This window comes from Pseudoalteromonas sp. N1230-9 (assembly GCF_032716425.1).
In the GTDB taxonomy this organism is placed as follows: domain Bacteria; phylum Pseudomonadota; class Gammaproteobacteria; order Enterobacterales; family Alteromonadaceae; genus Pseudoalteromonas.
This window is the reverse complement of record NZ_CP090420.1, coordinates 94792-108930: the sequence shown is the minus strand read 5'-3', so window position 1 is coordinate 108930 and position 14139 is coordinate 94792. Positions and strand designations below refer to the sequence as shown.

The 14139-nt window shown below is 41.6% G+C and carries 8 protein-coding genes; all 8 read right to left on the bottom strand.

From position 1 onward, the window contains the following. Positions 1–39: 39 nt before the first annotated feature. On the bottom strand, positions 40–1122 hold the full coding sequence (locus LY624_RS17875) for a DUF418 domain-containing protein (protein WP_237119012.1): 1083 nt from the start codon (positions 1120–1122) through the stop codon (positions 40–42). Between the two features lie 7 nt (positions 1123–1129). After that, positions 1130–2344: an EAL and HDOD domain-containing protein gene (locus LY624_RS17870; protein ID WP_130152296.1), complete on the bottom strand. Its 1215-nt coding sequence runs from the start codon at positions 2342–2344 to the stop codon at positions 1130–1132. 91 nt (positions 2345–2435) lie between these two features. Further along, entirely contained in the window at positions 2436–3974 is a 1539-nt protein-coding gene (locus LY624_RS17865) for a glycogen synthase (RefSeq protein WP_341804688.1), read from the bottom strand. A gap of 74 nt (positions 3975–4048) precedes the next feature. Continuing rightward, positions 4049–5350 carry a glucose-1-phosphate adenylyltransferase gene (glgC, locus tag LY624_RS17860; protein ID WP_341804687.1) on the bottom strand — a complete coding sequence of 434 codons (1302 nt, stop codon included), beginning with the start codon at positions 5348–5350 and terminating at the stop codon, positions 4049–4051. Between the two features lie 18 nt (positions 5351–5368). Beyond that, a complete protein-coding gene (locus LY624_RS17855) occupies positions 5369–7888 on the bottom strand; it encodes a glycogen/starch/alpha-glucan phosphorylase (protein ID WP_341804686.1) in 2520 nt (839 codons plus the stop codon). Between the two features lie 4 nt (positions 7889–7892). Continuing rightward, positions 7893–9935, bottom strand: coding sequence for a glycogen debranching protein GlgX (gene glgX, locus LY624_RS17850; protein WP_341804685.1), 2043 nt, complete (start codon positions 9933–9935; stop codon positions 7893–7895). After that, positions 9925–12156 carry a 1,4-alpha-glucan branching protein GlgB gene (glgB, locus tag LY624_RS17845; protein ID WP_341804684.1) on the bottom strand — a complete coding sequence of 744 codons (2232 nt, stop codon included), beginning with the start codon at positions 12154–12156 and terminating at the stop codon, positions 9925–9927. The genes glgX and glgB overlap by 11 nt, the downstream gene beginning before the upstream one ends. Next, positions 12157–14133, bottom strand: a complete 1977-nt coding sequence (gene malQ / locus LY624_RS17840; protein WP_341804683.1) for a 4-alpha-glucanotransferase — start codon at positions 14131–14133, stop codon at positions 12157–12159. Between the last annotated feature and the right edge of the window lie 6 nt (positions 14134–14139).

The window sequence follows — 14139 nt, the reverse complement described above, 5'->3', positions numbered from 1 at the left end:
ACAATTTTCTTTAAGTTAAGTGTAGTACATACAATGCGACTATGACGATAATTTACGCCATACATATTCACATGGACCATGCTTAAATAAACGTAAATATAAGGCACAAAAGCTCAGCTGAAGCACGGCAATAAAAACGCTAAGTAGCCAATAATCAATCCGATTAAAGGTAAGTACCCACGAAGGAAATACAACTCGAAAGCACAACAAAAAGATGACTGTTTGCATCAAGTATAAGGTCAATGACATACGACCTGCATTTTGTAAGACTGTAAATTTATTTTTATTATTTCCGACAAGCTTCACAATTAAATGGATATAAAGTAAAGCAGTGCTAAGGGCTGCAAACCAGTTAAATGGTTCAGCTAAAGCATATGTTAAAACGCTTGTGCTAGGCTCAACTATTAACCTTAAAAGCGTAAATCCAACGGCAGCTGGTAAAATAAAGTTAAGCTGCTTTGTTGTTAAACCGTTTACAAAAATGCCTTGTTTATAGAGTGCTACACCAATAAGCATAATACCCGCTGCCATCCATAATGTTATAAGCGGGAGCGCTATTAGCATCACAACAAACATGAGTATGTTACTCATAAACCCAGAAAAAAATGATGAATGCCAGTCTTGGTAAGCCTCTACAAAAGTATCTGATTCTCGTGTTAAAGGGCTCATATCTGGTTCAATAAAAGCCAGTAAAAATGAAATGACTGCGCCAAGCGCTAAAAATCCAATGCCTTGTTTTAGTTGTTGATTATAGGGTTGGTCAATAAACTTTAACGTTAACCAACCTGCACACGCATAAATTAATAAAATATCGCCAGCCCAAAGTAGAAGGCCATGTGCTAGACCAATAAAGGCAAGTATTTTTAAACGGTTATATTGTTTATCATGTAACTGAGGATGCTGCCGTTGAATAACTAAGCCTGCGCCAAATAACAGGCAAAAGAGTGTTCTGAATCGCCCATCAACAAAAATGAGATCGGCAGTATGAATTATATTATCAGATAAAGGTGGTTGTGTACTTGGCACGTATCCATATTCAAAAACACCGAAAAAATAGGCATTCATAAACATCAGGCCAAGTACCGCAATACCCCGTAAAACATCCATATTTATATTGCGCATAAATCACTTATAAGTTTTGCCGACAGCTGTCGCTCCAATTTACCGCATTTTCATAGATTTTGGGAAGATCTGCACTCTCAATATTAATATAAGCGACAGCTTGCTCTAATGCCCACCAACTGCCTGTTTCGTAAGCTTTAACAGTCTCAAGTATATAGTAGAGAATATTCTTTTCCTGCATCAATGCCGCATGGATATCATCAGGAAAAGGTAGTCTATCAAGCAGCTTTTCCATCGGTTGGTCAAGTATAGCATCCAGCAAAGAAAACAAACCTGTAAGAAACGCTTCGCCAGTGTGTTCTTTAGCGACTTGCAAGGCTATTAACTCACAAAAGCGTGCCCTAACAACACAAAGCCGAGTTAACTCGGCTGGTTTTGATTGCGCACTATGGGCGGTAATTATAAGACTTACAAACTTTTTCAGTCGTTCATTACCCAAATAAACAAGTGCCTGTTTCAAAGAACCTATCTTGCTTTTTATTGGAAATACGCCACTGTTAATCAGTCGCAACAGCTTATAGGCAAGCGCAGTATCAAGAGAAAACAAACCTGCCACTTCATTAATATCAGGTGAAGGTCGCATAACTTCGGCGTAAATCGACAACACTAAGGCGTAGTTATAGTTAATATCACGCTGTTGGATCATGGTTGGTTTTGCAAAAAAGTAGCCTTGAAAAAAATCAAAGCCCATTTCATAGGCTTTTTTATAATCTTCTTCTGTTTCAAGCTTTTCAGCGAGTAGTTTTATTTTTTTGTGCTTTTTTAGCTTATTAACGACAGGAGAAATTTCTTCGAAAGGCGTTTGTTTTACATCAAACTTAATCAATCGTACTAATTTTAAAAAACGGTCCCATTCTGGTTGATAAACGAAATCATCCAGAGCAAGCTTAAAGTTATTATGAAAAAGTTCACGACAAAAAGCGTAGTTTTCGTCTGTTGGCTCCATGGTTTCCAACAGTTCGATAACAACATCCTTATTAGGCAAAAAAGCGCATAAATCCAGTTTCAAAGACTCTGGACCAATATTAATTAACGCTTTTTTCCCCGATGTAATATGACGTGTACCTAAGTTGAGCTGGTTTTCCATAATGAGTCGCGCTGTCGCAGTACTCTCAGCAACATTCGGAAAACAGTTTTTTTCACTATCACGAAATAGTAACTCATAGGCGACAACTTGTTGACGACGATTAAAGACAGCTTGCCTAGCAACAAATACAGCCACTTTACCTACTTTTTATTTATTATGTAACACTAAGTAATTAATAGCTGAAATTGAAACAAAAGTCACCCTATTCCCAATAATAGTCCACTTTTTATTGATATAAGTTCGATAAATAATCTGAGGCGACTTGCTGCCAAGTAAAACGAGCACTTTTCGCTCGCTCGCAAATTGTACACCATAATTCAGAGTCTGTTTCTCTTAACGCTAATACCTCACTAAAACGATTAATGAGTGCACTACTTTGCTCGCTAAGATTAGCGCCTTCAAAACTAAAACCATTTTCTAAATCAACGACCGTATCTTTGAGCCCTCCCACACTATGAACAAGGCATGGTTGGCCTGCTCGCATCGCTAGCATCTGGCTTATACCACATGGTTCAAACGAACTAGGCATTAAGAATAAATCGCCTAACTGGTATAGGTATTCGCCTGTTAAGTGTGCGTACCCTTTTAAATATAATAAGTTAGTATTTCGCGCCATCGCCGCGGTCATTAATTGCTCAAGCGAGTCATCACCCGAGCCCAATATAATCATATAACCATGGTATGTGCTTAAACGAGCACACAATTCATCAATAACAGGATGTTGATTATAAGATTGCCGCAACAGCAAGGCTTTTTGATCCGTTAAACGGCCGACACTGGTTACTAATGGGCCTGAAAAGGGACGTGTTTTAAACTGTAAAAGCCGTTGATGCGCAATGTAGTGGGTTGAGTCAAGTATCGGACTTTTTGCCATCCATTGAAACAATGCCAACTCGGCATGCTGATACAGGCTAGCCAAAGTACAGTTATCTGGCTCTGCGACTGAGTATTCACAGCCATTGAGTATGCCAACTACTCGCCCTTCTTTATTGGCTGCCTGTAAGTCTTGCTCTAATCCTTCGCCACCAAAAAAACCATTGTCAGCATCACTTGCTTTAAGGACCTCTTGACAATAAGTTGGAGACACCAAGTGAACTTTATCAACTAAATTAATCGCTGTGCGCATCGGATTAAAACAATCTGGGTAGCGAGGATCACACAATTTTTGACCATCGTAGCCTAAACTTGGAAACCATGCTTCTAAGCTCGAGCTATCCCCCTTGAATGGACGAATACCTTGTAGAGCTAAATTATGAACCGTGTAGGCTAAAAAGAGGTTTGAAAAACGATTAAATCGCTTATCTGTTTTTAGTAACAATGCAACACACGCACTATGCCAATCGTGTAGGTGCAAAACATCTGGGGTGTTAATAACTCCTTGTAATAAAGCCTCACAGACTGCCGCATTGAACAGAGCAAACTTACTGGCATCTGTTGCAAATGGGCGGCCTATTTCATCATTACAATACACAGCACCGTGATGTCGGCTAAATTCCCAATGCGAAATAACAAGTTGCTTTATGCCCTGTTCCGACTGAGCTAGCTGCCAAACTTCTAATTGCTCTATTTTGCCTGCAAATGAAACCGATATAGTGCCTAGGTGCTGACGCTCCAAATAATGAAAACCATAATCAGGTATAACAACATCAACCGTTAAGCCTTTTTCAATCAAAGCCTTTGGGCAATCTCTAACAACATCAGCTACACCACCTACTTTGGCATTGGGTAAAGCATCATTCTCTGCAGCCACCATCAACACATACATGTTTGCAGTACTCCTTTTGAATATATTTAAATCATGCAGCCACGGCAATACGCGCTAACTGCATGAGCACGGCATTAAGCAAGACGTTTGTTATCCTGCTCTTGTTGCTTTAGTTTCTTTGCAAGTTCATGCAACATGTCACGGGTAACAAGCACAATGCCTTTTTTGGATACCCTAAAGCCATTCTCTTTATCGACCTTATGATCGTAGCCAATTTCCAGCCCTGCCGGAATTTCACAGCTACGGTCAATAATCGCGCGTTTGATTCGACAATTACGCTGAATTTTTGCACCGGGTAGAATCACCGACTGTTCTATTTCACAATAAGAGTGTACATGCACATTTGAAAACAACAGTGACTTTCTCACTAACGAGCCCGAAATAATACACCCACCTGAAACAGTGGAATCCACTGCCATACCGCGCCTCTCATCATTATCAAAAATAAATTTAGCAGGTGGAAGTTGCTCTTGGTATGTCCAAATTGGCCAACTTGGGTCATATAAATCAAGTTGCGGTTCAGGCATCACTAGCTCCATATTGGCTTCCCAAAACGAGTCAAGCGTGCCTACATCGCGCCAATACGGCTGACCTTCAAAGCCTGGATCTCTAAATGGGTACGCATACACATTATGCTCTTCGATTATGGCAGGAATAATATCGTGGCCAAAGTCTCGGCCAGAGCCCTCTGTTTCAGCATCTTTTTTTAGCTGTTCAAACAAAAACTCAGTATTGAAAACATAATTTCCCATTGAGGCTAAGCAAGTGCCCGGTTTGCCAGGCACAGAACTCGGGTTTGCTGGCTTTTCATCAAAGCGGCGAACCCGTTTAGTATCATCAACTGTCATCACACCAAAAGTATTTGCGGCTTCTTCACAAGGCACTTCAATGCAGCATACTGTCATATCAGCCCCTGTTTCTACGTGCTTTGCTAACAGACCGCCATAGTCCATACGGTAAACATGATCCCCAGATAAAATCATTACATACTTAGGTAGTTCATGGCGAATAATATCCATATTCTGAAAAACAGCATCCGCAGTACCACAATACCACTCATCACCATAACGCTGAGATGCTGGCAGTATTTCAACTGATTCTCCAAGCTCTTTCTTAAAGTGCCCCCAAGCACGATTCACATGACGAATTAATGAGTGTGATTTGTACTGAGTAGCAATCCCCACTCGACGAATTCCTGAGTTTATACAGTTGGACAATGGGAAGTCGATAATTCGATGCTTACCACCAAAGTACACAGCCGGTTTCGCTCGCCAATCTGTTAATTCGTGTAAACGTGAACCTCGCCCACCCGCTAAAATTAGGGCATACGTTTCTCTTGTTAAACTACTTATATATCGATTTGCATAACTTGGCATAACTCTCTCCGTCTTAAGTTAGCTACTTTTTTCTGTGTGTTGCTGTGTGCGAGTATCCAAAAGTGGTTCCAAATGCCATATGTCGTCACTGTATTGGCTTATGGTTCTATCGCTCGAAAACATACCACTGGCGGCCGTATTCAAAATGCTCATTTTGGTCCAATGTGATGTGTCTAAATAGGCTTGCTCAACATGTTCTTGCGCTTGTACAAAGCTGGCAAAATCATGGGCGACTAACCAAGGGTCGTGTGGACTTTTAATCGCGGCAATTATGTCGTCAAATAAATTGGGTTCAAAAAGATTAAAATGACCACTTTCAATGAGCTGCATCACTTTATATAAGCTGTCAGTTTGTTGGATAATTTGCTCAGGGTTATAGTGGGCTTTAATATCATCAATTTGTTCTGCGCGGGCACCAAATAAGAAAAAGTTGTCTGCACCAACCGCATCTCGAATCTCAATGTTTGCACCATCTAATGTGCCAATGGTCAGTGCACCATTCATCATGAATTTCATATTACCCGTACCAGATGCTTCTTTACCTGCTGTTGAAATTTGCTCTGATAAATCCGTTGCAGGACAAATAGTTTCCATAGCGGTTACGTTATAATTAGGCAAAAACGCAACTCGTAAGTAGGGCTGAGCGAGTGGATCTTTATTGATAACCTCAGCAACGTTATTAATTAACTTAATGATCTTCTTCGCCATGTAATAGCCTGGTGCTGCTTTGCCACCAAGTAGCACACAGCGTGGCACGATATTGTCTGTGTGACCTTGACGAATTCGATCATATAAATGAATGATATGCAGTACATTTAAAAGCTGGCGTTTGTATTCATGAATACGCTTAACTTGCACATCGAACATCATTGAAGAATCAAACTCAACACCACAGCGAGCTTTGACTAAGTCAACTAAACGCTGTTTATTAATGCATTTAACTGCTTGCCATTGTTTGTGGAAGGCTTCATCGTCGTAATAACGACGTAGCTGGCTAATTTTGCTGAAATCAGCAACCCAACCATCACCGATTTTGCTGGTAATTAGTGTGCTTAACGCAGGGTTACAATGAGCAAGCCAACGACGAGGAGTCACACCATTTGTCTTGTTATTGAATTTGTTAGGCCATAATTGATAAAAGTCATTAAATAAGCCAGCTTTCAACAGCTCAGTATGCAGGGCTGCTACACCATTGACGGAGTAGCTACCAACAATCGCTAAATACGCCATACGAATTTGCGGTTCGCTACCTTCTTCAATTAACGACAAAGCTTGTTGCTTGCCAACATCCCCTGGCCACGCTTGTGCAACCTCAGCTAGAAAACGTGCATTAATCTCATAAATAATTTCTAAAATACGGGGGAGTAAACGAGAAAATAATGACACCGACCACTTTTCAAGTGCTTCAGGTAAAAGTGTATGGTTTGTGTATGCCATTGTTTTTGTGGTAATTAGCCACGCTTCATCCCAATCAAGCTCATAATCATCCACAAGTAGTCTCATTAGCTCTGCTACCGCAATACTAGGGTGAGTGTCGTTTAACTGAAATACATGATGATCGGCAAAGTCAGAGAAGTCTTCACCGTACTGATTAACCCAAATATCAATAATGTCTTGAATACTGGCCGATGATAAAAAATATTGTTGACGTAAACGCAGCTCTTTACCGTTTTCGCTACTATCGTTGGGATATAGCACCATGGTAATTTGCTCTGCTAAGTTCTTACGTGCCACTGCCTCAGAGTAACTACCTGCATTGAACTCACTTAAGTCAAACTCATCAGTGGCTTCTGACTTCCACAAACGCAAGGTGTTAACTATGTCATTTTTATAGCCAGGGATTGGTACATCATAAGGTACGGCGAGTACGTCTTGGGTATCAAGCCACTGACGATGTACTCGTCCTTGTTTATCTGTATAGCTTTCTAGGTGACCAAAAAATTTAACCCGTTTTGACTGCTCTGGTGCGCTTAATTCCCACGGATGCCCTTCTCGTAGCCAGTTATCTGGTTGCTCAACTTGATGACCATTTTCTAGCGCCTGATTAAACATACCGTACTCGTAACGGATACCATAACCAATAACAGGCAGAGCAAGACTGGCGCAGCTATCCAAAAAACACGCTGCAAGACGCCCTAAACCGCCATTACCAAGCCCTGCATCGTGTTCAGCTTCTGCAACTTGTTCAAGCTCAGTACAATATTGCTGCAATGCTTTTTCAACTTGCTCATCTAAATCAAGATTCAAAATTGCATTGCCAAGTGCTCGCCCCATTAAAAACTCCAGTGATAAATAGGCAGTTTTTCGGCGCTTTTGCTCATGTATTTGCTGCTTGGTAACACGGCAGCGAGCCACCAGCCTGTCACGTATTGTTAATGCTAACGCATGATATAAATACAGTTGTGACTTGCCGACTTTGTCACGCCCTAAGGTGTAGTAAAAATGGCGTGATAAATCATCCTCTAAGGTGCTTTCATCAATAATTGGCGCGTCTTGCCACCCTTTTACAACACATGCTTGCTCAGCATTTTTAGTCATGACTTTAGTCCTCTGAATTGGCGGTAAAAACCCAGCTACTCATTGCAGCTATTTGTTGTTCCATATCTTCATTGGCGGATATTGGATGAATACTGCTAACAGCGAGCTGCCACTTCGCTTTTTCTAAATGAGGAAGTTGACAGCTAACAGCCTCAGATCCTGCATTTAGAATGATTAAGAGTGCTTGATGTGTATGTTTATCGGTTAAGCTATACATTAGGAACTGACGCTCAGCTTCATGCCAGTCGTCCTGTTGCATCGCGATACCTTCTTCGGTAAACCATGCTACGTCATACCGCGTGTCATCATCGTGCACAAAGAAACGGTGCTTAAAGACACTAAATTGTTTGCGTAAACGCAGCACATCGTCAATGAATCGAGTCAATGGGTGGCTTAATTGAGAATCTTTCCAAGCAAGCCAACTGGTGCGGTTATTTTGGCAATACGCATTATTATTACCGCCCTGTGAGTGAGCCATTTCACTGCCCGACGCAAGCATAGGCACGCCTTTGGAAAGCAATAACGTTAGCAACATATTTTTTTGTTGTTGTAATCGTAATGAGCTTACTTTTGCATCGTTAGTAAAGCCTTCAACTCCACAGTTAAATGAATAATTAGCACTATGACCATCACGATTTTGTTCACCATTAGCCTCATTATGCTTTTGTTCGTAACTGACTAAATCTGCAAGCGTAAATCCGTCATGGCTAGTAATAAAGTTAATACTATTTAAAGGGCCTCGTAAGTTATGCTCAAATAGATCGAAAGAACCATGCAAACGCTTTGCAAGTTCACCTATTAAGCCAGGCTCTTGTTTCCAAAAACGCCGAACAGTATCGCGGTATTGATCATTCCACTCACGCCAAGGCGCAGGGAAAGCACCAAGTTGATAGCCTCCTGGCCCAATATCCCAAGGCTCAGCAATTAACTTTACTTTATTAAGTACAGGGTCTTGGTTTATTGCCTGTAAAAATGAATGAGCTTGATTAAAACCATGTGGGTTGCGCCCTAAGATAGTCGCAAGATCAAATCGAAAACCATCTACGCCCATTATTTCAACCCAATAGCGTAAACTATCGAGTACCAATTGTAATGTGCGTGGAGAGTCGATGTTGAGCGTATTGCCACACCCCGTATCATTAATATAATGTGATGGTTTATCAGCCACTGTTCGGTAATAGCCTAGATTATCTAAGCCTCGCAGTGATAATAAAGGTCCATCCGTGCCAGCCTCGGCAGTGTGGTTGTAAACAACATCTAAAATAACTTCAATGTCTGCTTTATGAAGGGCTGCCACCATATCTTGAAATTCACTGACATCATCTTTAACCAAGTAATCTTTGTGGGGAGTAAAAAAGTTTAAGGTGTTATAACCCCAATAATTTTGTAACCCTTTGGCAGTAAGAAACTGTTCACTAATAAAGGCTTGTACAGGCAATAACTCCAAGCAAGTTACGCCCAACGTACGTAAATGCTCAATGAAACGAGGATGGCTCAACCCTAAAAACTTTCCCTGTAATGATTTGGGAATGTCTGGGTGTCTGCATGTTGCCCCTTTAACATGACACTCATAAATCACGGTTTTGCCCCAGCTGTGATTTGGCCTTTTACCCGAATATGGCGTAACTTCTCCGACACGCGATTTTGGCATATCAATGGCATTATTCACTTCACTTAAGGTGCCTACCGGCATTTGCCCATAGTGGCGTTCACTCCAAGTAAATTCACCGTAAAAGTCCTGCGCATATGGATCTAACAGGAGTTTGTGTTTATTAAAAAACAGTCCTTTATCAGGTGCATATTCACCATCGGCACGAAAGCCATACAACGCCCCTTTTTTTAATGGGCTTACCAAAAGTGTCCACACACCCCCTTCGTTCATATTCATCGGTAGCGTTAATACTTCCGAGTGACCACTACTATCAAACAGGCACAGTGACATATGCTTTGCCTGTGGCGCGTACACGGCAAAGTTTACACCTTCTTCAACAACGGCTGACCCCAAAGGCTGCGTAGAGCCGACTTCCAATCGCACACTATGACTCATGATTCACCTTTTTAAGGTAAATTGTGGCAAGGCCAGGTAAAGAAATACTCAAACTTTGTTTAAAACCATGACTTAGCGTCATTTGCGTACTTATTGTTTGATTTACCTCGCCTGTCACCTCTACACCTGAGCCAAAGTAATCTTGCTTATCGGTGTTAAAAATAACCTGATAATCACCCGCTTTTGGTACGCCAACGATGAAGTCATGATAGACCTGCGGGGTAAAATTGCTGATCACGATTACAAAATCATCGGCTTGTTTTGCATAGCGAATGAAACTAAAAATACTTTGCTTTGCATTGTTGCTATCGAGCCAAGCAAATCCAGCAGGACTGGTGTCTTGTTCGTACAGTGCGGGGGTGTTGCGATAGAGCTCATTTAACTCTTTAATGGTTTGCTGCACACCACGGTGACTAATATGTTCAAGTAAGTGCCAATCTAATGATTGGTCGTGATTCCACTCGTTACGTTGCGCTATTTCAGCCCCCATGAAAAGGAGCTTTTTGCCTGGGTGAGCCCACATAAAAGCATAATAGGCTCTTAAATTAGCGAACTTTTGCCAGTCATCGCCGGGCATTTTTTCAATAAGCGACCTTTTGCCATGTACAACCTCATCGTGACTGAGTGGCAAAATATAATTTTCACTATAGGCATAAACCATTGAGAAAGTCATTTCGTGGTGGTGATGCGCACGGTATAGTGGGTCTCGCTGCATGTAGTGCAGACTGTCATTCATCCAGCCCATATTCCATTTGTAGCCAAATCCTAAGCCATCATGATCAACTTGGCGTGTAACACCAGGCCATGCTGTTGATTCTTCTGCCACCATCATGATGCCAGGATTATTTGCGTAGCAGCGCATATTCACTTGTTTTAAACACTCAATGGCCCCGAGATTTTCACGGCCGCCATATTGATTAGCAACCCACTGTCCTTCTTCACGGCTGTAATCTAAGTAAAGCATTGACGCCACAGCATCAACACGCAGGCCATCAATACCAAATTCATGCAGCCAATACATCGCATTCGCAATCAAAAAACTGCGCACTTCAGCCCGATCATAGTTGTAGATATAGGTATTCCAATCTGGGTGAAACCCTTGACGACTATCTGCATGCTCATAAAGGTGAGTGCCATCAAAACAATGCAAACCATGCGGGTCACTTGGAAAATGCCCAGGCACCCAATCTAATATAATTCCTAAGTTTGCTTGATGACATTGATTAACAAAATAAACAAAATCTTCAAAGCTCCCATAACGGCTTGTTGGCGCAAATAAACCTACCGGTTGATAACCCCATGAACCATCAAATGGGTATTCACTAATTGGCATTAACTGTAAGTGGGAAAAACCAAGCTCTTTGGAGTAAGGGATCAGACAATCGGCGAGCTCTCGCCATGTTAGATATCGATTATTATTTTGACGCTGCCAAGAACCTACATGCACTTCATATATACTTATTGGCGCATCAATACTATTGCGCTTGGCACGATTAGCCAGTGCGTGCTTGTCAAGGTGCACCTCTGCCTTGATACACTGTAAAACAGAAGCAGTGCCAGGTGCCTGTTGCATTTTGAATGCAAATGGGTCCGCTTTTTCAAGTACTTCACCACTAAGAGTGGTAATCGCAAACTTGTAACATTGGTCTACTTTAAGTGCAGGAATAAATAACTCCCACACACCACTTGCAGGATGAAACCGCATAAAGTGGCGACTGCGTTGCCAATAATTAAAATCCCCAATGACTGAGACACTCGCGGCGTTAGGTGCCCACACGACAAAACGGACCCCTTGTACACCCTGCTGATCTGTAAAATGAGCACCAAAGTGTTTATAAGCATGCTCAAGGCTGCCCTCATTGAATAAATACATTGCCTGCTCGTCGAGTGTACTGACAAAGCTATATTCATCGTACTTTTGCTCGCCCCCTTGCTCATAGTTGACGTCAAGTTTGTACTCAGGAGCAGACTCTGTTTGGATTGTCGCAACAAACAAATCACTTTGCCCTTGCCTGTGTGCAGGCACTGTAAGTGAGTCGAGCACAACGGATACTGTTTTTGCTCCTGGTAAAAAGCAACGTACCTCATAACTTTCACTATTCACTTTATGTGGCCCTAAAAAGCTGAATGGATCTTTAAAGCAGCCCGCAGTTAAAGCCGTGATCTGTGCCTGATAAATCAGTGGTTGTTCAATGTGCTCTTGGCGGACACGACTTTGCATTTATTGCTTCCTTATGGAGATTAAATTGGCTAACAATGATGCTTTAGAATCGATAATATGCTTTGTCGGACGTGACAATAAACGCCGCCAATTTGGGTATTCTTGATCAGTGCCAGGAATGTTTACGGGCAATACTTGCTCGTCTAAATCATCTATTTGAATGGTAAATAACTGTGCAGGAGCCTTAGCAAGACATGTCGCTAATGCTTCATACACTTCTTGTGCCTGTGCATCAGGGCTTAACTCCTTAGCACTTTGACGATTAATAAAATGCAACATCCTTTGCTTTTCAATGTCTCGCGCAGCAATGAGTTCATAGCTCTCGGCCTCATCTATCAATCCATATTGCTGTTTTACAGTGATATCATAACCAGTCCACCAACCAGAAAATGGCGGGACATCATGATTAGCAATCATTAATAAACTATGCTGCGAAAAATGTTCAGCCGATAGGAACTCCCCATCCTGATCTTTTTCAAAATAAAACAAACCATTTGAATAAATAGCACTTGCTGCAAGTGCCTCTCTTACTTCATTAGGGACAACCCCTAAATCTTCACCAATTACGACACACTGATTAAGATGAGATTCTATTTTTAAAATGGCTAGAAGGTGCTCAAATGGGTAATAAACATAACAACCATCTTGCTGTCCTTGACTCTCAAAACACCACCATAATCTGCGTATAGCCATAACATGGTCAATTCTCAGCCCGCCTACATCTTCCATATTGGCGCGAATTAAAGAACGGTAAAATGCAAAGTGATCTGTACTGAGTTTTTGTGGGTCTAATGCAGGTAGCCCCCAGTTTTGGCCTTGTTCTGCCCAAGGGTCCGGTGGTGCACCAACATAAGCACCATGAGAAAATAACGCATATTGACTTTTAAACTCACTGCCATCTCCAGCGCAGCCCACTGCCAAGTCGTTTATTAAACCAATATCCATATAGCAATCAGCTGCTAACTGTTGGCAAAAGTTTAGCTGAGAGTGCGCAAGCCACTGTAAGTAACTTGCGTATCGGCTATCTTCGGCATCCAGTGTTGCTAGGCTTTGGCTATGTACGTTACAAAACTCGTCGAATTGGGCTTTACGTTCGTCCGATGCGGTATTGCAAAAGTATGCGTATAAGCAATTGAACACTTTATATTTAAAATCAGTAACTAAGGTGTAATCTATGAACTGTTCTGAGTTTATTGGCAGCTCAGCCATTAATTTTTCAAGCTCAGTATTGTGCTTTGCGTCCTCACATAGAGACACCGCTATATACAGCGGATTCAACAAAGCACGGCTGTTTGGGCTATATGGGCTTGCCCGCTCTGGGGTGTGTTCAAAAAGTAAATGTAGTGGGTTTAGTAAAATATAATCCATCCCATGGCTGGCCGCATCACGAATAAGGGAAGCCAAGTCAGCAAAATCACCAATACCAAAGCCTGCATGATTCACTAAACTGTAGAGTTGAATAGATAAACCCAAACGTCTTTTATCTTCAACTTGATAACATGTTTGAGGGGTTATCCAAAGTTGACTGCGACTGTGTTGATCTGCCACAGATATATACGCATCATGATAACCAATAGGCATATGCGGCACAGGTAGTGCAACCTCAATATAACGAACACCATTTAAGCCATAGTCACCTAATACATCTAAACCTACAAAGCTTTCTCTGTGAGCGGTTATTCCGAGTGACGGGATTGATAGCTCACAATGATGCTCAAGTAAGCGCTCATCTATACGCACTTTTAATAGTCGGTTTTCAGCGTTAACAAGGCTTACCGGCGGCAATAAATTGAGCCAATTACCTGCATCAAACGTAAAGTTTAGCTGTTCAATTGTATTTATGTCGTCAGTATGAATACCGCAGCAACGTAAGGCAGAAGCGCGAGTATTTTCATCGAAAACAACGTGCTCACCTGTGTACTTTGTATACTCGTAGCCAATACCATAAAGATAAAATAACTGCGAAAGTGACTGCATTAATGC

Coding starts and splice junctions, on each gene's coding strand:
- glgC (WP_341804687.1), bottom strand. CDS start 5,350: ATGCCAAGTTATGCAAATCGATATATAAGTAGTTTAACAAGAGAAACG.
- LY624_RS17875 (WP_237119012.1), bottom strand. CDS start 1,122: ATGCGCAATATAAATATGGATGTTTTACGGGGTATTGCGGTACTTGGC.
- LY624_RS17855 (WP_341804686.1), bottom strand. CDS start 7,888: ATGACTAAAAATGCTGAGCAAGCATGTGTTGTAAAAGGGTGGCAAGAC.
- glgX (WP_341804685.1), bottom strand. CDS start 9,935: ATGAGTCATAGTGTGCGATTGGAAGTCGGCTCTACGCAGCCTTTGGGG.
- LY624_RS17865 (WP_341804688.1), bottom strand. CDS start 3,974: ATGTATGTGTTGATGGTGGCTGCAGAGAATGATGCTTTACCCAATGCC.
- malQ (WP_341804683.1), bottom strand. CDS start 14,133: ATGCAGTCACTTTCGCAGTTATTTTATCTTTATGGTATTGGCTACGAG.
- glgB (WP_341804684.1), bottom strand. CDS start 12,156: ATGCAAAGTCGTGTCCGCCAAGAGCACATTGAACAACCACTGATTTAT.